Origin of the sequence: Cupriavidus sp. UME77, from assembly GCF_014170355.1 — a bacterium.
In the GTDB taxonomy this organism is placed as follows: domain Bacteria; phylum Pseudomonadota; class Gammaproteobacteria; order Burkholderiales; family Burkholderiaceae; genus Cupriavidus; species Cupriavidus basilensis.
Genome location: NZ_LZZU01000030.1, coordinates 25,405 through 45,638, shown reverse-complemented (window position 1 = coordinate 45,638; position 20,234 = coordinate 25,405). Strand labels below are relative to the sequence as shown.

Annotated in this window: 14 protein-coding genes; 10 read left to right on the top strand and 4 right to left on the bottom strand. The window is 66.4% G+C overall.

Going from position 1 to position 20,234, the window contains the following annotated elements:
- Positions 1 to 30 precede the first annotated feature (30 nt).
- On the bottom strand, positions 31 to 1,128 hold the full coding sequence (locus A9975_RS11540) for a substrate-binding domain-containing protein (protein WP_183032801.1): 1,098 nt from the start codon (positions 1,126 to 1,128) through the stop codon (positions 31 to 33).
- Positions 1,129 to 1,270: 142 nt separating this feature from the next.
- On the opposite strand from A9975_RS11540, the gene A9975_RS11535 reads away from it, so the two are divergent.
- Positions 1,271 to 2,134 carry a substrate-binding domain-containing protein gene (locus A9975_RS11535; protein WP_183032800.1) on the top strand — a complete coding sequence of 288 codons (864 nt, stop codon included), beginning with the start codon at positions 1,271 to 1,273 and terminating at the stop codon, positions 2,132 to 2,134.
- Between the two features lie 1,005 nt (positions 2,135 to 3,139).
- Here A9975_RS11535 and A9975_RS11530 read toward each other — a convergent pair.
- Positions 3,140 to 4,084: a LysR substrate-binding domain-containing protein gene (locus tag A9975_RS11530; protein WP_183032799.1), complete on the bottom strand. Its 945-nt coding sequence runs from the start codon at positions 4,082 to 4,084 to the stop codon at positions 3,140 to 3,142.
- Between the two features lie 221 nt (positions 4,085 to 4,305).
- On the opposite strand from A9975_RS11530, the gene xdhA reads away from it, so the two are divergent.
- The 7 genes from xdhA (at position 4,306) to A9975_RS11495 (ending at position 13,722) form a co-directional block, all read left to right on the top strand.
- The gene (gene xdhA / locus A9975_RS11525; RefSeq protein WP_183032798.1) at positions 4,306 to 5,820 is read left to right on the top strand and encodes a xanthine dehydrogenase small subunit; all 1,515 of its coding nucleotides are present in this window, start codon (positions 4,306 to 4,308) and stop codon (positions 5,818 to 5,820) included.
- 12 nt (positions 5,821 to 5,832) lie between these two features.
- A complete protein-coding gene (gene xdhB / locus A9975_RS11520; protein WP_183032797.1) occupies positions 5,833 to 8,184 on the top strand; it encodes a xanthine dehydrogenase molybdopterin binding subunit in 2,352 nt (783 codons plus the stop codon).
- Between the two features lie 145 nt (positions 8,185 to 8,329).
- Positions 8,330 to 9,364: a xanthine dehydrogenase accessory protein XdhC gene (xdhC, locus tag A9975_RS11515; RefSeq protein WP_183032796.1), complete on the top strand. Its 1,035-nt coding sequence runs from the start codon at positions 8,330 to 8,332 to the stop codon at positions 9,362 to 9,364.
- Positions 9,361 to 10,407 carry an adenosine deaminase gene (locus A9975_RS11510; RefSeq protein WP_183032795.1) on the top strand — a complete coding sequence of 349 codons (1,047 nt, stop codon included), beginning with the start codon at positions 9,361 to 9,363 and terminating at the stop codon, positions 10,405 to 10,407. Before xdhC ends, A9975_RS11510 begins: the two co-directional genes overlap by 4 nt.
- 63 nt (positions 10,408 to 10,470) lie before the next feature.
- The gene (gene guaD, locus A9975_RS11505; protein WP_183032794.1) at positions 10,471 to 11,802 is read left to right on the top strand and encodes a guanine deaminase; all 1,332 of its coding nucleotides are present in this window, start codon (positions 10,471 to 10,473) and stop codon (positions 11,800 to 11,802) included.
- A 170-nt stretch (positions 11,803 to 11,972) separates the two neighbouring features.
- Positions 11,973 to 13,073 carry a fatty acid desaturase gene (locus tag A9975_RS11500; RefSeq protein ID WP_183032793.1) on the top strand — a complete coding sequence of 367 codons (1,101 nt, stop codon included), beginning with the start codon at positions 11,973 to 11,975 and terminating at the stop codon, positions 13,071 to 13,073.
- A gap of 220 nt (positions 13,074 to 13,293) precedes the next feature.
- Complete coding sequence (locus A9975_RS11495; protein WP_183032792.1) at positions 13,294 to 13,722, top strand: YXWGXW repeat-containing protein; 429 nt, start codon at positions 13,294 to 13,296, stop codon at positions 13,720 to 13,722.
- Between the two features lie 94 nt (positions 13,723 to 13,816).
- On the opposite strand, the gene A9975_RS11490 is transcribed toward A9975_RS11495, so the two are convergent.
- Positions 13,817 to 14,608, bottom strand: a complete 792-nt coding sequence (locus A9975_RS11490; RefSeq protein ID WP_183032791.1) for an NADPH-dependent F420 reductase — start codon at positions 14,606 to 14,608, stop codon at positions 13,817 to 13,819.
- Between the two features lie 231 nt (positions 14,609 to 14,839).
- On the opposite strand from A9975_RS11490, the gene A9975_RS11485 reads away from it, so the two are divergent.
- Together A9975_RS11485 and A9975_RS11480 are read left to right on the top strand one after the other, a co-directional pair.
- Entirely contained in the window at positions 14,840 to 17,194 is a 2,355-nt protein-coding gene (locus A9975_RS11485; RefSeq protein WP_183032790.1) for a TonB-dependent receptor, read from the top strand.
- A 115-nt stretch (positions 17,195 to 17,309) separates the two neighbouring features.
- On the top strand, positions 17,310 to 18,362 hold the full coding sequence (locus tag A9975_RS11480; RefSeq protein WP_255503166.1) for a beta-propeller fold lactonase family protein: 1,053 nt from the start codon (positions 17,310 to 17,312) through the stop codon (positions 18,360 to 18,362).
- 11 nt (positions 18,363 to 18,373) lie between these two features.
- On the opposite strand, the gene A9975_RS11475 is transcribed toward A9975_RS11480, so the two are convergent.
- Positions 18,374 to 20,011: a hypothetical protein gene (locus A9975_RS11475; protein WP_255503165.1), complete on the bottom strand. Its 1,638-nt coding sequence runs from the start codon at positions 20,009 to 20,011 to the stop codon at positions 18,374 to 18,376.
- Positions 20,012 to 20,234 lie beyond the last annotated feature (223 nt).

Below are 20,234 nucleotides of genomic sequence, written 5' to 3'. Positions count from 1 at the left end.
CCGGGCTCCCACCCTCCCCGGCGCACGGCGTCAGCCGCCTTCCTTGCCGTCGGGGCCGTACCAGGGGAGTGCCTCCTGCGGCGTCAGGATGCCATCAGGCTCCGCCATGGCATAGCCGGGGAGCGCCTCGATGCGGCGCCGGAAAGCCGGGTCGTCCAAATGCGAAAGCAAGCCATGCGCCCAGGGCGTGATCTGGTCGTTCTTGCGCAGCGCCAGGTAGTAGGCCTCGCGCGTCAGCGGCACAAAGGCCAGCCCATGGGCTTCGGCATTCATGCGCAGGCCGAACCCCACCTCGGCATGGCCGTCGTGCACCGCTTGCGCCACCCTCTCGTTGCTGAACTCGGGGGTTTCATAGCCGACGATCTGGTCCGGGAAGAGTCCCTCGGTGGCCAGCAACTGGTCGAACAGCATGCGCGTGCCAGAACTGCGCTGGCGGTTGACAAAGCGGGCGCGGGTACGGGCCAGGTCACGCAGGTCGTGGATCTCGCGCGCGAGCTCGCGCGCGACGATCAGGCCCTGCTCGCGCCAGGCCAGCCGGATCAAGCGCACGGCGGTCGGGCGCAGCCATTTGCGCAGCGTCACGTGAGCCACGGAGCCAGCCTTCTGGATCGGCGAGACGTAGAAGCCGGCCAGCTCGGACTGCCGCTCCTGCAGGCAGATCAGGCCCTCCACGCTGCCGCAGAACACGGTGTCGAGCTGCAGGCTGCCCGGCGCATCGTGCAGCGCCCCCGCCAGGACCTCCATGGCCGGATCATGGCTGCCGGAGAAACGGATGCGGGTCTGCGGCTGGGCCGCGTCGTCCAGGTCCGCCAGGAAATCGACCATGGCCTTCTGCATGACCGGGTCGATCGAATCGCGCAAGCGCCCCTCCGCACGCAGCAAGCGCTCGCCGAACAGCGTCAGCGACGCCCCGCGGCCGCGCTCCATATCGAGCATGCTGCGCCCAAGCATCTCCTCCCAAGACCGCATCACGCCCCAGGCGTGCCGGTACGACAACCCGATCTCGCGCGCCGCGCGATGCAGGGAGCCCGTCTCGCGCACGGCCTTGAGCAGCTGGAACACCTTGCCGTTGGAGCGAGGATTGTCGTCCGCGGCGACTACCGGGAACAGGTCAAAGCGAAATGTCATATGAAACGCTTTTCATATTTACTTTAGAGATGTGGTTCACCGAGAATGCAATGCGCTGATTTCCACTTATTTTGCTGCATTCTCACCGATCTCATGAGTTTGTGGCAATTGTGTTTCTGAAAACATAAGACAAGGAGAATCCATGCAAGCGGTCGGCAAGCAAGGCCTTTTACGCCATATTTCGAACCGCGCCGTGTGCGCTATCGGACTGGTCTGCCTGGTTGGCGTGGCTGGCGCCACCACCGCCACCAGCGCCTTCGCCGGCGAGCTCAAGCTGGCCACGACCACCAGCACGGAGAACTCCGGCCTGCTGAAATTCCTGCTGCCCAGGTTCGAGCAAAAGAGCGGCGTCACCGTCAAAGTGATCGCCGTAGGCTCGGGCAAGGCGATGAAGATGGGCGAGATGGGCGACGTCGATGTGCTGCTGGTGCACGCCCGCAAGATGGAAGACGAATTCATGGCGGCAGGCTACGGCGTCAATCGCCGCGACGTCATGTACAACGACTTCATCGTGGTTGGCCCGGCCAGCGACCCGGCCAGGCTGAAAGGCAGCAAGGACGTGCTGGCCGGCTTCAGGAAAATCGCCGCCGGCGGCACCAAGTTCATCTCGCGCGGGGATAACTCCGGGACCGACGTGATGGAGAAGGACTACTGGAAGCAGGCGGGGATCGAGCCGAAGGGGCAGCCGTGGTATGTGAATGCCGGACTGGGGATGGGCGAGGTGCTGACCATGGCAGCGCAGATGCCGGGCTACACGTTATCTGATCGGGCCACTTATGGCGCGTATCGTGCCAAGACCGGATTGGCGATCCTGCTGGAGGGCGATCCCAGGATGTTCAATCCGTATGGCGTGATTGCCGTGAATCCGGCCAAGCATCCTGGTACCAATTACGCGGATGCGATGAAGTTGGTGGAGTGGATTACTTCCAGGGATGGGCAGGACAGCATTGCTGCTTACAAGGTGGAGGGGGAGGAGTTGTTTTTTCCTAGTTATAGGGGGAAGTGAAGGGGGGGTTATGCGCGGGGGGAGAACCGTTGGCTCTTGTTCGAACTTTGGATTTGATTGATACGGCGTTGGTTTTTGGGCCCCAAAGCCGTACGACATCTCCCTTACGGGGTTGGTCGCTGTTTGTTTCATCGGCGATGGCATTTGCACCCAAGGGCCATACGACATCCCCCTGCGGGGGCTGCCGGTCACTTTTCTTTGACCGGCAAAGAAAACTAACGAAAAGAAAGCCGCCCTGCCGGGAGCAGAGCAATAAGGCTGTTTTTGCCTCTATGGTTGCGTCGTACGGCCCGGAGTGTTGGCTGGCGAATCCTACCGGCCACAAGGACATCATTTCTGCATGACCTATGGGTTACGTCGTGCAGCCCCTGACCTCGCTTGCGGTGACCATTCCCACATCTGCCGTTCGCGGGGCGAAGTGCTGCGCCGTTTCGGGTGTGGCTGGTTTCGTGGTTTTGTCTCGGAGGACGAGCGCGGTGATGTCCGAACGTGTGTGTGAGCGCGGCCCTCGCGCACGGGCCACGGTGCCCACCACGAAACCAGGGGAGTTGAGAGTAAGGCACCGCTCGCGCCGGTACGGCAGGGCATCAAATAGCCGGGCGCTCGCCGCCAGAGACAAAACCACGAAACCACCAAGGCAGGCAGGATCGCGGCGCTGCGCACCGCGAACGGCAGATGCCCGAACGCGCACCGAGCAAAGCGATCAGGGGCACCACCCCGTGACCATTGGGTCATGCCGTAGCGATGACCTCCAAGCCGGTTGGACACGCCAGCCAACACTCCGGGCCGTACGACGCAACCACCGCCCCACATAAGCCTTATTGCTCTGCCCCCGGCAGGGCGGCTTTCTTTTCGTTAGTTTTCTTTGCCGGTCAAAGAAAAGTGACCGGCAGCCCCCGCAGGGGGATGTCGTATGGCTTTTGGGTGCAAAAACCAACGCCGTATCAATCAAATCCAAAGCATCGACAAGAGCCATCGGTTCTGCCCTTGCGCACAAACACCCCCTTACCCCTCCCTCACCAACTGCGGCAACACCGGTAACTCCCCCGCCACCTCCGCAATCATCCTCCGCATCCACATCACATCCGGCGCAGCATGACACCGCTCATGCCACAGCTGATAAAACCGCATCCGCGGAAACGCCACCGGCGACGGCACCATCTTCAGCGGCAGGTACTGCGCGTAATGCGCGGCAAACTGCCGCCCCGTGGTGAACACCATATCGGTCTTCATCAACACATACGGCACCAGCCCGAAATACGGCAACGTGACCTGGATATTGCGTTTGTACCCCTGCTCGGCCAGCGCCTGGTCGATCATGCTGCGCTGCATCGAGGCATAGGGCGCCGGCGCCAGGTGCGGCATCTCCAGGTAGTGCTTGAGGGTCAGCCCCTTGCGCGCCAGCGGATGCTGCGCCCCCAGCATGCACACCACCTCATCGTCGAACAGCGGCGAAATATGCAGATGTTCCGGTGGCGACAGCCAGTTGCCAACCACGATGTCGAGCTGCCCTTGTTCCAGGCTGTCGAGGAAGTCGCTCGATGACGTCATCGGGTGCACGAACAGCTTGGCGTTGGGCGCCAGCCGGCGCACGCGCTCGACGATGTTGGGCAGGAAGAAGGCGTCCAGGTAGTCCGGCGCGCCCAGGTGGAAGGTACGGGTAGTGGTGGCCGGGTCGAAATGCTGGGGCGGCCGGGCGATGCGGTCCATGGCCGCCAGGCTCTGTTCGGCCAGTTGCAGCAGCTCGCGGCCGCGCTCGGTCGGCACCATGCCGCTCTTGCCGCGCACCAGGATGGCATCCCCCGTGATTTCCCTTAGCCGCTTGAGCGTATTGCTGATGGCAGGCTGCGACTGGCCAAGGCGGACCGCGGTGCGGGTCACGCTCTGCTCGGTGAGCAGGGTGTGCAGCACCCGCAGCAAATAGGTGTCGAGATGGTCGCGTCCGTGCATGGCGAGGGGGCGCCTGGCGCGCTTTGCGGCCGGTGGCGTGGGGAATGGGAACGGCGCATAGTGTATGTCACGCACCCCGTCATTGGTCAAATCCGGTGGCTGCCGCCCTCGCCGGCCGCCAGAACGCTCTCCCCGCTTGATGGGGCATATCACCTGGGCCGAATATTGCATCATCGGCGTCAGTGCTATGTTTGGCCCCATCCACAAAGAGAGAAGACACCATGGAGACGCAAACCATCCGCTTTTACCACCGGGGCAAGGTCACGGAGGTCGCAGACGCCCCCGTTACCCGCACCGTGCTGCAGTACCTGCGCGAGGACGCGCGCTGCACGGGCACCAAGGAGGGCTGCGCTGAAGGCGATTGCGGGGCATGCACCGTGGTGCTGGGCGAGCTGGGCGAAAACGGCCAGGTCGAGTTCAAGGCGGTCAATGCCTGCATCCAGTTCCTGCCCACGCTGGACGGCCGCGCGCTGATCACCGTGGAAGACCTGCGCCAGGCCGACGGCGCGCTGCACCCGGTGCAGCAGGCGATGGTGGAGTGCCATGGCTCCCAGTGCGGTTTCTGCACCCCCGGCTTTGTGATGTCGCTGTGGGCGCTGTACCAGCAAAAGTCCGAGGACGCCGGCACCGGCCGCGCCCCGGCGCGCGAGGCCATCTGCGATGCCCTGACCGGCAACCTGTGCCGCTGCACCGGCTACCGCCCCATCATCGAAGCCGGCCAGCGCATGATGGCGCTGCCGGCGCCGCAGGCCGGCAAGCTGGACCCGCGCCAGATCGCCGACACGCTGCGCGCCCTGCAGCGCGACGACACCTTCCACTACAGCGCCGAAGGCCAGCACTTCTACGCGCCCCGCACCGCCTCGGCCTTTGCCGCCATCAAGGCCGCCGAGCCCGGCGTGCGCATCCTGGCCGGCAGCACCGACGTGGGGCTGTGGGTGACCAAACAGTTCCGCGAACTGGGCAACCTGCTGTACGTGGGCCAGGTGGCTGACCTGAACGGCGTCCGCGAAATCGATGGTGCCCTGGAAATCGGCGCGGCAGTCTCGCTGGAGCGCGCCTACGCCGCGCTGAACGACGTCCATCCCGAGCTGGAGGAATTGTGGAAGCGTTTCGCTTCCCTGCCGATCCGCAATGCCGGCACGCTGGGCGGCAATATCGCCAACGGCTCGCCGATCGGCGACTCCATGCCCGCGCTGATCGCGCTTGGCACCGAAGTGGTGCTGCAACGCGGCGACGTGCGCCGCACCCTTGCGCTGGAAGACCTCTACCTGGCTTACCAGAAGACCGCCATGGCAGAAGGCGAGTTCGTCGCGGCGCTGCGCGTGCCGCTGGCCGGGCCGGAGCACTTCCGTACCTACAAGCTGTCAAAACGCTTTGACGAAGACATTTCCGCTGTCTGCGCGGCCTTTGCGCTGACGCTGGAGAGCGGCGTGATCCACCATGCGCGCGTGGCCTTCGGCGGCATGGCTGCCACGCCCAAGCGCGGGGCACTGACAGAAGCCGCGCTGATCGGCCAGCCCTGGACCGAAGCCACCGCCCGCGCCGCCATGAGCGCGCTGGCGCAGGACTTCACGCCGTTGTCCGATATGCGCGCCACCGCCGCGTACCGCAACCGCGGCGCCGCCAACCTGCTGTACCGCTTCTGGCTGGAAACGCGCGCCGACGCACTGCCCGCCGCCGCCGTCAATGTCCGCGCCATCGGTGCGGGCGCGGCCACCGCTACCGCCAACGCGTAAGGAGAGATCGGCATGAACAAGCAAACCGAACCCTTCCTGCTCGACGCCGCGAGCGAAGCCAGGACCGCCATTTCGACGCCGCAAGTGGGCGTCTCGCGCCCGCACGAATCGGCCCACCTGCATGTGGCAGGCACTGCCACCTACACCGACGACATCCCCGAACTGGCAGGCACGCTGCATGCCGCGCTCGGCATGAGCACGCGCGCCCATGCCCGCGTCAGGTCGATCTCGCTCGACAAGGTGCGCGCCGCGCCGGGCGTGGTGGCGGTGCTGACCGCCGAGGACATTCCCGCTGCCAACGAATGCGGCCCGATCATCCACGACGACCCGATCCTGGCCAACGGCCTGGTCCAGTTCATCGGCCAGCCGATCTTCGTGGTGGTGGCCACCTCGCACGATGCCGCTCGCCGCGCCGCGCGCCTGGGTGCGATCGAGTATGAAGACCTGGCGCCAGTGCTGTCGCCCGAGGCCGCGCACCAGGCCGGCAGCTATGTGCTGCCGCCGATGCACCTCACGCGCGGCGAGCCGGCCAGCCATATCGCCGGCGCCGTGCATCGGGACAAGGGCAACATCCGCCTGGGCGGCCAGGAGCAGTTCTACCTCGAAGGCCAGATCGCCTACGCCGCGCCCAAGGAAAACGACGGCATGCACGTATGGTGCTCGACCCAGCATCCCACCGAAATGCAGCATGCGGTGGCGCATATGCTGGGCTGGCACGCGCACCAGGTGCTGGTGGAGTGCCGCCGCATGGGCGGCGGCTTCGGCGGCAAGGAATCGCAATCGGCCATGTTCGCCTGCTGCGCCGCGCTGGCTGCCTGGAAGCTGCTGTGCCCGGTCAAGCTGCGTCCGGACCGCGATGACGACATGATGATCACCGGCAAGCGCCACGACTTCGTCTTCGACTACGAAGTCGGCCACGATGCCGACGGCCGCCTCGAGGGCGTGTCGGTGGAAATGGTTTCGCGCGCCGGCTTCTCGGCCGACCTGTCCGGCCCGGTGATGACCCGTGCCATCTGCCACTTCGACAACGCCTACTGGCTGCCGAACGTGCAGATCGACGGTTACTGCGGCAAGACCAACACGCAGAGCAACACCGCCTTTCGCGGCTTCGGCGGCCCGCAGGGCGCCTTTGCCATGGAGTACATCCTCGACAACGTGGCTCGCACCGTGGGCCGCGATGCGCTCGACGTGCGCCGCGCCAACCTGTACGGCAAGACCGAGCGCAACGTCACGCCATACGGCCAGACCGTGGAAGACAACGTCATCCACGAACTGCTCGACGAACTCGAAGCGACCAGCGCCTACCGCGCGCGCCGCGAGGCCACGCGCGCGTTCAACGCCACCAGCCCGGTGCTGAAGAAGGGCATCGCCATCACCCCGGTGAAGTTCGGCATTTCCTTCAACGTGGCCCACTTCAACCAGGCCGGCGCGCTGGTGCACGTATACAACGACGGCTCGGTGCTGGTGAACCACGGCGGCACCGAGATGGGCCAGGGCCTGAACACCAAGGTAGCGATGGTGGTGGCGCATGAGCTTGGCATCCGGCTCGAACGCGTGCGCGTGACCGCGACCGATACCAGCAAGGTGGCCAACACCTCGGCCACGGCTGCCTCCACCGGCACCGACCTGAACGGCAAGGCCGCGCAGGACGCCGCGCGGCAGATCCGCGAGCGGCTGGCGGCGTTTGCCGCGCGCCAGGCCGGCGTGGACGCCAACAGCGTGCAGTTCGGCGACGACCTGGTGGTCGCGGGCGAACTCCGCCTGGACTTCAGCGACCTGGCACGGCAAGCCTACGTGGCACGGGTGCAACTGTGGTCCGATGGCTTCTACACCACGCCCAAGCTGTACTGGGACCAGTCCAAGCTGCAAGGGCGGCCGTTCTATTACTTCGCCTATGGCGCGGCGTGCTCGGAAGTGCTGGTGGACACGCTCACCGGCGAATGGCGCCTGCTGCGCGCCGACGTGCTGCACGACGCCGGCCGCTCGCTCAACCCGGCCATCGACATCGGCCAGGTGGAGGGTGGGTTTATCCAGGGCATGGGCTGGCTGACCACCGAGGAACTGTGGTGGAACAAGGACGGCAAGCTGATGACGCATGCGCCCTCCACCTACAAGATCCCGACCGTCAACGACTGCCCGGAAGACTTCTACGTGCGGCTGTTCGAGAACGACAATGCGCAAGACAGCATCCATCGTTCCAAGGCCGTGGGCGAGCCGCCGCTGCTGCTGCCGTTCTCGGTGTTCTTCGCGATCCGCGACGCGGTGGCCAGCGTGGGGGATTACAAGGTGAACCCGCCGCTGGTGGCGCCCGCGACCAGCGAGGCAATCCTGGATGCGGTGGACGCGGTGCGGGTGGCGCAGTAGGAGACAGCGGCTGGCAGAAACCGCCGGCTCCCACAGGCCATCTTCGCTGAAGACCCTAACGAAGTAACAAGCCGAAGTCACAAGCCGAAGTCACAAGCCGAAGTCACAAGCTTCACCCAGAGCATCAACCAAAAAAGGCATCACCATGCAGGACGCGCCCCTCAAACCCTTCCGCTTCGCCGACGCCACCCGCTGGGTGCGCGCCGGCGTGCCGGTGGTGATGGTCACCATCGCCGAGGTCAAAGGCTCCGCACCGCGCGAGGCGGGCGTGCGCATGCTGGTGACCGCCAACGAGCTGGTTGGCACCATCGGCGGCGGCCATCTCGAGTGGCGCGGCATGGAGATCGCCCGCACCATGCTGGCCGAGCGCGACGCGATGCGGCAGCTCGTGCGCATCCCGCTGGGCCCGGCGCTGGGGCAATGCTGCGGCGGCGTGGTGCTGCTCGCCTTCGAGGTGTTGGGCGAGGCCGATCTGCCGTGGCTGGACGCGGTGCAGGCCGCGTTCGGCACCGGACGCGCGCTGATGCGCACGGTGCCGCGCACCGGTGCGGTGCAACACGCCGCGGCGCCGGCGCTGCTGCCCTCGGTGGCCTTGCAGGCGGACGGCGGCTGGACCGACACCCTGGTGCCGGACGAGCTGCACGTGGTGCTGTTCGGCGCCGGCCACGTGGGCCATGCGCTGGTCAAGGTGCTGGCCAACCTGCCGTGCCAGGTGCACTGGGTGGATGAGCGCGATACCTTGTTCCCCGCCGGCCTGCCCGACAACGTCACCCCGGAAGCCAGCGACATCCCCGAGGCGGTGGTCGACCACGCGCCCGCCGGCAGCTACTTCCTGGTGATGACGCACAGCCACGCGCTGGACCAGACGCTGTGCGAGCGCATCCTGCGGCGCGACGACTTCGCCTACTTCGGCCTGATCGGTTCCAAGACCAAGCGCGCGCGCTTCGAGCACCGCATGGCGGAGCACGGGATTGACCCTTCCCGCTTCGCGGAAATGACGTGCCCGATGGGCGTCTGCGGCATCACGGACAAGGCTCCGGCTATGATTGCGGTTGCCATCGTCGCCCAGTTGCTGCAGGTTCGCGACCAGCGCCTCGCCCATCTGGGCGCGCTCGTCGCCAGCCGCAGCGGCAAAGCGACGAGCTCGACGCAAACCAAGACCGCAAAAGGAACCCCATGACGCTCGATGCCGCGCTCGCTGACCGTATCCGCCAGACGCCCAAGGCGGAACTGCACGTCCACATTGAAGGCACGCTCGAGCCTGAGCTGATCTTCCGGCTGGCCCAGCACAACAAGGTCAAGTTGCCATACGCCAGCGTGGAAGCCCTGCGCAAGGCCTACGCCTTCACCGACCTGCAATCCTTCCTCGATATCTATTACGCTGGCGCCAGCGTGCTGCTGACCGAGGACGATTTCTTCGACATGACGATGGCCTACGTGCAGCGTGCCGTCGCCGACAACGTGCGCCACGCCGAGATCTTCTTCGACCCGCAGACCCATACCGGGCGCGGCGTGCCGATCAATGTGGTGATCGACGGCATTTCCGACGCGCTCGCCCAGGCCCGCACGCAGTACGACTTCTCCAGCAGCCTGATCCTCTGCTTCCTGCGCCACCTCTCCGAGGAAGACGCTTTCGCCACGCTGGAAGCCGCGCTGCCCTACCGCGACCGCTTTGTCGGCATCGGGCTGGATTCCTCGGAGCAGGGCAACCCGCCGGAGAAGTTCGCCCGCGTGTTTGCCCGCGCCCGCGAGCTCGGCCTGCACCTGGTGGCGCATGCCGGCGAGGAAGGCCCGGCGCAATACGTGACCGACGCGCTCGACATCCTCAAGGTGGAGCGCATCGACCACGGCGTGCGCGCCATCGACGACCCGGCACTGGTCGAGCGGCTGGCCCGCGAGCGCGTGGCGCTCACGGTATGCCCGCTGTCCAACCAGAAGCTCAAGGTCTACCCGGACCTGCGCGACCACTCCCTGCACCGCCTGCTGGAAGCTGGCGTGCTGGTCACGCTGCACTCGGACGACCCCGCCTATTTCGGCGGCTATATGAACGCGAACTGGGAAGCCACTTTCGAGGCCTTGCCGCTGACCGCGGCCGATGGCCACAAGCTGGCGCGCAACAGTTTCGAGGCCTCGTTCCTGCCCGCCTCGCAAAAGACTGCCTTCCTCGCCGAAGTCGACCACTTCTGGCAATCCCCCCTGCCCGCCGCAGCCTCCACGGCCTGAAGCGCGGCTCACCCCAAGATGCCGGCGCGCCATGCGCGCGCCGGTGCATGACGAGACATCGATATGACGACCACGCCCCCCACCCAGTCCATCACCCGCGCCATCCGTGGCCGCGTGCTGCACTTCCTGCGCGACCCCCAGTTTCATGACGACGCGTATCAGTATTGGGAAGACGGGGTGCTGATCGTCACCGCCGGGCATGTCGCCGCGGTTGGCAGCCATGCCGACCTGGCCGACCAGATCCCGGCCGGTGCCGAAGTGATCGACCGCCGCGGCAAGCTGATCGTGCCGGGCTTTATCGACACGCACGTGCACTACCCGCAGACCGACATCATCGCTTCGCCCTCGCCCGGCCTGCTGCACTGGCTGGAGACCTATACCTTCCCCGAGGAGCGCCGCTTTGCCGAGCCGGAGTACGCGGCGGCCGTGGCCGGCTTTTTCGCCGACGAGCTGTTGCGCAATGGCACGACCAGCGCCGTGGCCTGGAGCACCGTGCATACGGCATCGGCCGATGCGCTGTTTGCCGAAGCCGACCGCCGCAACCTGCGCCTGGTCACCGGCAAGGTGATGATGGACCGCAACTGCCCCGAATTCCTGCGCGATACCGCCGAGTCCGGCGCGCGCGATTCGGCCGACCTGATCTCGCGCTGGCACGGCAAGAACCGCCTGTCGTACGCCATTACGCCGCGCTTCGCGCCCACCTCCAGCGAAGCGCAGCTGCAAGCCTGCGGCGAGTTGGCCAAGGCTTACCCGGACGCGTTCATCCAGACCCACGTGGCGGAGAACCGCGACGAAGTGAAATGGGTGGCCGAGCTGTTCCCGCAAGCCCGCAGCTATCTGGACATCTATGATCACTACGGCCTGCTGCGCCCGGGCGCGCTGTACGGCCACGCCATCTACCTCGACCAGGACGACCGCAAGCGGCTGGCCGACAGCGGCGCGGCGGTGGCGCACTGCCCCACCTCCAACCTGTTCCTGGGCAGCGGCTTCTATGACTTCCACCAGTCGGATGCGCACCGCCTCAACGTGACGCTCGCCACCGACGTGGGCGGGGGCACCTCGTTCTCGATGCTGCGCACCATGAACGCTGCCCACAAGGTGGCGCGCATGGGCGGCTACCACCTCACCGCGCTGCGCATGTTCTACCTGGCCACCCGCGCCGCCGCCGATGCACTGGGCTGGAGCGAGCGCGTGGGCAGCTTCACACCCGGCTGCGAGGCCGACTTCATCGTGCTTGACCCGCAGGCCACGCCGCTGATCGCGCGGCGCAGCGAGCGCTCGGAAACGCTGGAAGAGCAGTTGTTCGCCTTCGCCATGCTGGGTGACGATCGCGTCATCGGCGAGGTGTATGTGATGGGCGAGCCGGCGAGCGCACCGGCCGTCGCCGCGCACTAGCCGTCACTTTCCGCTGTGTGACACCGGGTCCGGCCCTGCTGGCTTGACCCGGATCAACACCCCTGTCACGCAATCCTTCTAAGCTGTCACACCATCGGCCTGTCCCGTGGCCGCGCATCGCCAGTCTCGGGCCCAGCCCGATCCCGCGTTCGACAACTGAAGGTTTTTGCATGATTGCCACGCAGCAAGCTTCCTTTCCGGAGCCGATTTCCCCTGACGTCCCCCTGCCCTCGCGCAAGATCATCCGCGGCTGGCTGATCCCGCTTGGCGCACGCAGCACGCCGCGCGCGCTGGCGCTGTTCGCGCTGGACACCGCGCTGTTCCTGGCCGCGCTGGCCGGGGTGGTGCTGTTCTCCCACTGGCTCGCCAAGCTGGCCGCCAGCGTGGCAACGGGGCTGATCATCGCCCGCCTGTTCATCATCGGCCACGATGCCTGCCACCAGAGCCTGACGCCCCGGCGCGGCCTGAACAAATGGCTGGGCCGGCTGACCTTCCTGCCGTCGCTCACGCCTTACAGCCTGTGGGAAGTAGGCCATAACGTGGTCCACCACGGTTACTCCAACCTCAAGGGCTTCGACTTCGTCTGGCAGCCTTATTCGCTCGAGGAATTCCAGGCCCTGCCGCGCTGGCGCCGCGCGCTGGAGCGGGTCTACCGCACCGGCTTTGGCGCGGGCCTGTACTACCTGGTCGAGATCTGGTGGTTCAAGATGTTCTTCCCCAGCCGCCGCCAGATGCCCACGCGCCGCGCCGTCTTCATGTGGGACTGCACGCTGGTGGCCGTCTTCGGCGTGGCCTGGATCGGCGCGCTGGCGTGGCTGGCCATCGCCACCGGGCAGTCGGTGGCGATGCTGGTCGGGCTGGGCTTCGTGCTGCCGTTCCTGGTCTGGAATTTCACCGTGGGCTTCGTGCTCTACGTGCACCACACCCACACCAGCGTGGCCTGGTACGACACCAAGGCCATGTGGGCGCGCGCCCAGCCCTTCGTCTCCACCACGGTGCACCTGCGCTTTCGCTATGGCATCGGCGCGGCGCTGCACCACATCATGGAGCACACCGCGCACCACGTGGACATGAGCGTGCCGCTATACCGCCTCAAGCGCGCCCAGGCGCTGCTGGAGCATGCGCTGCCGGGCCGCATCATCATCCAGAACTTCACCTGGCGCTGGTATTTCGATACCGCGCGCCGCTGCAAGCTGTACGACTTCAAGGCACTCTGCTGGACGGACTTCCGTGGCCGGCAGACCAGCGCCAACGCGCCAGTGCCGGCATAACCCCCCATCCCCCGGCCACCTGCCGCAGCCGCCCTGGCTGCGGTTTGTCTTTTGGGGCGCGTAATACTCAATTACAAAGTCTTTCCGCGCGCTTGTCCCGCGCAGCGGCGCTTGCCTCGTTAAGCAAGGTATCGGTCCCAAGGTCATTGTGCATCCCGACCCTGGGACCGTCCCTTAGACAACGCCCGAGCGCAGATCAGAACCAACAGGACAAAGACAAATGGCAACCAGCAAACCCCATGCGCCCGCACGCCGCCGCCTGCTCCGCGCCGCCCTGCCGGCGCTCGCCTCGCTGGCGGTGCTTGGCAGCCTCGCCGGCTGCGTGACCGAACGCGTGGTAGTGCGGCAGCCGGCGCCTCCCCCGCCCCACCAGATGGTGCGCAACATGCCGCCGCCGGTGCACGAAGACCGCGGCCCCGCGCCCGCCTACGGCTGGAACTGGGTGCCGGGCCACTGGAAGTGGGAGGGCAACGACTGGTTCTGGGTGCACGGCCGCTGGGTCCAGCAGCCGGTGCCGGTGATGCCGCCCGTGATCGTGGAACAGATCACGGTTGCCCCTGCAGCACACGCCTACTGGGTGCCCGGACACTGGGTCTGGCGTTTCGAGGGCGGCGGCTGGGTCTGGATGAAGGGCACCTGGCACGGCTAAGAGGCCACTCAAACAGATTCTGGCGTCGCTGCGCGGCCTTGGCCGATCCACTTGTATTGTCCGTGGCCGCGCACCTGGCCAGAACCGCTTCGCTTCATTTAGGCGTCTGCACCATATTGCCGCCCTGCTCCGCCATGCGCGCGCGCATGGCGTCGGCCGAGCCGATCTGATGGAACAGCGGCCCGCCCGGGGCGAAGCTGTCGGCCGTGGCAAGCCGGCCGACCACCACCGGCTCGAAGCCGGCATCGCGCACCAGTTGCTCCCCGATGCGCAGGGCCTTGGGATCGTCGGCGGCGATCGGCACCGCGATCAGGCCCTCAGCCCGGTGGTTCTGATTGGCGAAGTTGGTGGCGCCCATGAAATTGAAGGCGCGCACGATACGCGCGCCGCGCAGGTACTTTGCGGTGGTAATGCCGATGCCCTTGCGCATCGCCTCTTCGGCGACAGCGCCATCGCGCGCAAGCACGGCGTTGGTCGCATCCACCACCACCTTGCCGGCAAAGGCCTTGCCATACTCGGCCGATATCTCAGGCAACGCCTTGTAAGGGACGGCGAGAAAAATCACATTGGAAAACGCCAGCGCCTCGGCCACCGTGCCCGCACGGGCAAGCGGGCCAAGTTTTTCGACCAGCGGCTTGAGTTCATCCGGGTGGCGCGAGGAGAACAGGACGGGATGGCCTGCCTTCACCCACAGCCCGCCCAACGTGCCGCCGATGCGGCCCGAGCCGATCACGCCGATGGGCACGGGGGTGCCTTCCCGGCTAGCCTGCGCGCGCGAGCGCGAGGGCGAGATCCCCAGCCACATCGCCAGCAAGGCCAGGCTCACGCTGCCGCTGAGCAGGCGGCGCTGCCGGTCGATGGTTTCGATGCGCTCTGGAAACGGCATGGCGGACTCCTCGATCCGATAAACATCAAACATCGTGGTGCTGCAACACAGCAAGCGGGTGCCGTGCGCTTGGCACGCCTTCAAACTCTAGGCGAAAAATGCAGCGCGCGCCGCCGCACCGCTGCCGCCGCGTGATCGATTTGGCGCTTGCCACCCCGTGCACTACAGTAAGTAGCACTTGCATCACCCGCGATCCCCCCGCCCTTGCGTCCTTGCCCCACGGAGACGGTAATGGCCCCCGCCCTCCCCTGTGTGCGCCGCTCAAGGCTCGCGCCCGCCGCGCCGCGTAGGACAGCCGCATGCGCACGGGTGGCGCGGGTGGCCCTGGCGGCGCTGGCTGCGGGAGCGCCGGCGGGCGTGGCCGCCCAGGCGCCGCAGGCCGCGCCTGGCGACGAGGTCCACAACCTGCGCGAGGTCACCGTGGTCGCGCCTGCGCCGCTGCCGTCGTTCTCCATCCCGCGCGAGGCGTTTCCCGGCAATGTGCAAACCGCGACGGACGCCGACATGGAGCGCGCCAAGTCCGGCAACCTGACCTCGTTCCTCGGCGAGACCATGGACAGCGTGGTGATCAACGACGTACAGGGCAACCCGTTCCAGAAGGACATTCTCTATCGCGGCTACCGCCTGTCCTCCACCCTGGGCGCGGCGCAGGGCATCGCGCTCTACCTGGACGGCGTGCGCCAGAATGGCGCGCTGGGCGATGTGGTCGACTGGACGGCGATCCCCGAGGCTGCTATCAGCACCATCACGCTGGTGCCCGGCAGCAACCCGCTCTACGGCCTCAACGCGCTTGGCGGCGCGCTGGCGCTGACCACCAAGTCCGGCGAGACGCATCCCGGCGTGGAGGCCGACCTGAGCCTCGGCAGCCACGGCCGCGCGCGGCTCGACGTGAGCGGGGGAAAGATGCTTGGCGATGGCTGGCACGCCTTCGTGGCGGGCACGGGCTTTCGCGAGGACGGCTGGCGCCAGCTGTCCGGCAGCAGCCTGGGCAACCTGTTCGCCAAGGTCGGCCGCTCGACCACCGATACGCAATGGAGCGTGAGCGCGGCGGGCAGCAGCAGCAGCCTGTCCGGCAATGGCCTGCTGCCAGACAGCATCTACGGCGGCCAGCGCAATGCCATCTACACCGCGCCCGACCTCACCCGCACGCGCTCGCTGCAGGTCACGCTCAACGGCACGCACCAGCTCAACGCCGAGGACCAGATCGCGCTGACGGCTTATGCTCGCCTGGGGCACGCAAAGGCCAGCACCGGGGATGTCAGCGACGACTACCTCGACACCTTGCTTGGCTGCCAGGGCAATGCCGGCAACGCGGGTTGCGAGCCAGGCGCCGCGCCGGCCAGCGCGGTGCTCAACACCTCGACCGTCAACACGCATGACTACGGGCTGTCCGGGCAGTGGTCCCATGCGGGCGACGTCCACAACGCGGTGCTGGGCGCCGCCTTTGCGCTAAGCCGCGCATCGTATCGCCAGGACACGCAGCCCGCCAGCTTCAGCGACGATCGCGTGGCGGTGGCGGACCCCGGCGCCACGCCCGGCACCAACGCCTCGCTCGATGGACGCACCAGCACCGTCAGCCTGTATGCCTCCGATACCGTCAAGCTGCTGCCGCACAGCTACCTCACCGCGAGCGCGCGCTGGAACACATCGAGCACGCACACGGTGCTGGCGTTGCCGAATGCATCCGACGAACGCTTCACGTTCTCGAAGCTCAATCCTTCGCTTGGGCTTTCGCACCAGTTGCGCAGCGGCCTCACGGTCTTTGCCTCGGCCTCGCAAGGCACGCGCATGCCGACCGCCATCGAGCTGGGCTGCGCGGATCCGGCCAACGCCTGCCAGTTGCCCACCGGCCTGCAGGCGGATCCGTACCTGCGCCAGGTGGTATCGCGCACAGTGGAGTTCGGCGGGCGCTGGAAGGCCGCTGATGCCACCGAGCTCACGCTCGCGCTGTACCGCAGCGACAACCGCGACGACATCCTGTTCCAGCGCTCGCCGGTCAGCCCGCTCGGCTACTTCACCAACTTCCCCAAGACCCGCAGCCAGGGGCTGGAGCTGGGGCTGCGCCAGCGCCTGGGCCCGGTGATGCTGCGCGCCAGCTACAGCTACCTGCAAGCCACCTACCAGGCGGACGGCCAGATCCAGACGCCGTTCGCGGCGCCCGTCAACGTGCGCCCCGGCACGCGCATGGCGGGCGTGCCGCTGCACAGCTTCAAGCTCAGCGGTGACTGGCGTGCCACCGAGTCGGTCACGCTCGGCGGCGCCATGGTCGTATCGTCGTCGCGCCCGGTGGCCGGCAATGAGGACGGCGCGCTGAGCGCGCAGGATCCGCGCCTGGCGCGCACCGCCGGCTTCGTGCTGTTCAACCTGCGGGCGAGCTGGCAGGTCGATGCGCGCTGGCAGCTCTACGCGCGCGTCGACAATGTGTTCGACCGCCGTTATGAAACCTATGGGCAGGCGGGCCTCAACGTGTTTCCCGGCGGCAACCCGCTGCAGCCCGGCGCGGCCGTGCCGATCGAGCGCTTTGTCGCACCGGGCGCGCCGCGGCTCTTCCTGGTGGGCGTGCGCTATGAATGGGGCGGGCGCTAGTGGCGGCAGGCATGCGGGAAATCCTTGGCAGTTGCCGCGCCGTCACCAAGAATGGAAGACAGCCGGACGGGATCGGGCCGGGAACAACGACAAGCAACGCAAGCGGGAGGGGTGCATGGCGACGAGACAGGGCAATGGCCAATCTGGCCGGATCATGCTGGCGCTATGCGCCGCGCTGGCCTGCGCCGCTTGCGCGCCAGGCCCGGCGCCGCGAGGCGCTCAGGCGGCCAAGGCCTATGTGTCGAGCGAGAGTGGCGGCATCGCGGTGATCGACCTCGACCGGCTCGAAATCACAAGCACCCTCGACACCGGCGGCAAGGGCCCGCGCGGCATCGCCATCAGTACGGATGGACGATATCTGCTGGCCGCCAACAAGGGAACCAGCGACCTTACCGTCATCGACACACGCGATGGCCAACTGGCCAAGCGCATCCCGATCGGCAAGAACCCGGAATTCGTGCGCGTGTCCGGCGGGCAGGCTTTCGTCACCTATGAGCCCGGCGAGCCGGGCAAGGCTGGCGACGACGCACCGGCCCCGGCGCAGATCGCCGTGATCGACCTCAAGGACTGGCGGGTCACGCGCGCGATCCCCAGCGGCCTGGAGACCGAAGGCATCGAATTCTCGCCGGACGCGCGCCTGCTGCTGGTCACCAATGAGGGCGACGATACGGTGTCGGTCTACGAGCGCGCCAGCGGCCGCCGCCTCAACCTGATCAAGACGCCGCCCGGATCGCGGCCGCGCGGCATCAAGGTGAGCCCCGACGGACAGCGCTATATCGTCACGCTCGAGTCAGCCAACGCGTTCCTGGCGCTCGATGCGGCCGACTACCATATCCTGCGCACGGTGCCGACGCGCAGCGGCCCCTACGGGGCCGCCTTCGACCGCGCCGGAAAACGCCTGTTCGTGGCCGCGTCGCGGGCGGACACCATCCAGGTATTCGATGCCGACAGCTATGAGAACATCGCCAACATCGCCACCGGCAAACGCTGCTGGCACTTCAGCTTCACCCCCGACGACGCGCGGCTGCTGATCGCCTGCGGCCGCTCGAACGCCGTCTATGTGGTGGACGCGCGGACCTACCAGCCGCTGCGCGAAGTGGCCGGCGTGGCGCTGAGCTGGGGTGTTGTCACCTACCCGAAGAGCCCGGGGACGCTCGATGCGCCTTGAAAATACGATCCTTACGGTTTCGCATTGTCGCGATAGCCTCTGGCCTCCTGGATCTCTGCCCTGGTGGCATCGGCGTTGGCCGTCAGCAAGACCAGCCTTTTGAAGTAGTTGGCCGCCTTCGCATCGTCGTGCAGCATCTGCGCCGACTTTGCCGCGCCATACAGTCCTCGCAGCCGGTTCGGGGTGGACTTCAGGGAAGTCTCATATTCCTGCAATGCAGCGCCAGGCTGGTTCAGTCCCAGCAGCATATCGCCCAGGAGCTCGCGCATCGGATACAGACGGTTTTCCATGGCCACATCCTTCTCGCTCGCGTCTTCGAGCTTGGCCGCCTGCCGCATATGGCTCACGGCCTGCTCATTCCTGCCCATATCCAGCTCGACCCAAGCGCTTGCAGCGAGGATTTGCGCATCGCCCTGCTCGACCCAGTAGGCTTGCCTTGACGTCTCGAGGTTCGCGCGGAGTTCGCGCAGCTTCTCGATGTCGGCCTGCGCGGCTTGCGGATCGCCGCTGCGTGCGGCGCCAAGTGCCCGCGTGAAATACGTGATCGCCTCGGCCTGCGCATAGCTGCTGCCTCGCGGTTGCAGTGCCGCCGCCTCCTTCCATGCACCGCGCTCCAGCGCGTAGCGCGCTGGGATGGCGGCAAGCGCCGTGTATAGAGCGGGCCGCTCAAAGGGAAACTTCCGTGCTGCTTGCGCCTGGTCCCGCACGCTGGAAGCGCGCTGATCCATCCCCATTTGCAGGTATGCGTACTCCATGAAGTCCCACGAGTGCGGGGCGTTTGGATGCGTCGCCCCGGGCCAGGCCTTGGCGGCATCCCCGACCATGACAGTTAGGGCGGCCTCGTTCGATTTGACGGACTCCGGCCACATCCCCAGCATTGAATAGGTATGCGAAGGCATGTGGAGCGCGTGGGGTGCGTCGGGAGCAATCGACGCATACTTCTCGGCGAAGGGTAGGCCGCGCTGCGCAAGCGCTGAACAGTCGTAGCTGTGAATCAGATAGTGGGCAACCCCTGGATGGTCCGGTTGCGCGCGATAGATCCTCTCCAGAATGGCGCCTGCCTTGAGCTGCCTGGCGTAAGTTTTGTCACTGTGCGATGCGGCTTCGTTGAGGGCGAGCGCATAGAAAATGGCGGCCTCGGTGTCTCGTGGATATTTGGCGGAGAGCTTCGCCATCGCTTGCTCGTACGCCAGCGTGCGCTGCTGCTGGCTGACCGTGCGGTAGTCCTTGTAGAACAGCTCAATCGCGCGCAGCCAGTCGGCTTCCCGTTCCGTCTTCGGACCAAGCGCCATGCCCCTTTGCGACGCTTCCAGCCCATTTTTCAGGCTGGTCTCGTCGAAGGGTGTCAGCAATGGATTGGGACGTTGGCTCATCGCAATGCCCCAATAGGCAATGGCACATTGTGGATCGTCCTCAAGTACGGATTTGAATGCGGAAACGGTATTTGGATAGTAAAAGGAGTGCAGCATTGCCAGCGCGTGCTCGAACTGCCGCTGGGCCGCCGGGTTGCACGAGGTCGGAAAATGAACCGTGCCGAATTTCTCGCTGCCCAGGGTGGTCTGGGCTGTCTGCGCATTTGCAAAGGACGGCAGAGCCAGCACGGCCAGCAGCGCGCCGAGGCGAGAACAGTGTCCGATTGCCTTCATCATTGGAGTCTCCTTGGCCAGGGCCAGGCGGTGCTGCGTGTCGTTTGCCGCCATCCGTGGTGGATGGCTCTGCGCCGCCGGCATGGCGGACCTCACCGCAGATCAGACGAGCGTAGGGTGACGGTTGACGAATGCTGCGGCGACTCCTTATAACGTAGCCGCCCTTTTGGCCCACGCAAAACAGAAAAAGCGCTCAGACCCGCGCCGATCGCTTTCCTCTTCGAGT

Bases quoted from the DNA above. Each gene is read 5' to 3' on its own strand.
- A9975_RS11495 (WP_183032792.1), top strand. From the start codon at position 13,294: ATGGCAACCAGCAAACCCCATGCGCCCGCACGCCGCCGCCTGCTCCGC.
- xdhB (WP_183032797.1), top strand. From the start codon at position 5,833: ATGAACAAGCAAACCGAACCCTTCCTGCTCGACGCCGCGAGCGAAGCC.
- A9975_RS11485 (WP_183032790.1), top strand. From the start codon at position 14,840: ATGGCCCCCGCCCTCCCCTGTGTGCGCCGCTCAAGGCTCGCGCCCGCC.
- A9975_RS11535 (WP_183032800.1), top strand. From the start codon at position 1,271: ATGCAAGCGGTCGGCAAGCAAGGCCTTTTACGCCATATTTCGAACCGC.
- guaD (WP_183032794.1), top strand. From the start codon at position 10,471: ATGACGACCACGCCCCCCACCCAGTCCATCACCCGCGCCATCCGTGGC.
- A9975_RS11540 (WP_183032801.1), bottom strand. From the start codon at position 1,128: ATGACATTTCGCTTTGACCTGTTCCCGGTAGTCGCCGCGGACGACAAT.
- A9975_RS11530 (WP_183032799.1), bottom strand. From the start codon at position 4,084: ATGCACGGACGCGACCATCTCGACACCTATTTGCTGCGGGTGCTGCAC.
- A9975_RS11510 (WP_183032795.1), top strand. From the start codon at position 9,361: ATGACGCTCGATGCCGCGCTCGCTGACCGTATCCGCCAGACGCCCAAG.
- A9975_RS11500 (WP_183032793.1), top strand. From the start codon at position 11,973: ATGATTGCCACGCAGCAAGCTTCCTTTCCGGAGCCGATTTCCCCTGAC.
- xdhA (WP_183032798.1), top strand. From the start codon at position 4,306: ATGGAGACGCAAACCATCCGCTTTTACCACCGGGGCAAGGTCACGGAG.
- A9975_RS11480 (WP_255503166.1), top strand. From the start codon at position 17,310: ATGGCGACGAGACAGGGCAATGGCCAATCTGGCCGGATCATGCTGGCG.
- A9975_RS11490 (WP_183032791.1), bottom strand. From the start codon at position 14,608: ATGCCGTTTCCAGAGCGCATCGAAACCATCGACCGGCAGCGCCGCCTG.
- xdhC (WP_183032796.1), top strand. From the start codon at position 8,330: ATGCAGGACGCGCCCCTCAAACCCTTCCGCTTCGCCGACGCCACCCGC.
- A9975_RS11475 (WP_255503165.1), bottom strand. From the start codon at position 20,011: ATGATGAAGGCAATCGGACACTGTTCTCGCCTCGGCGCGCTGCTGGCC.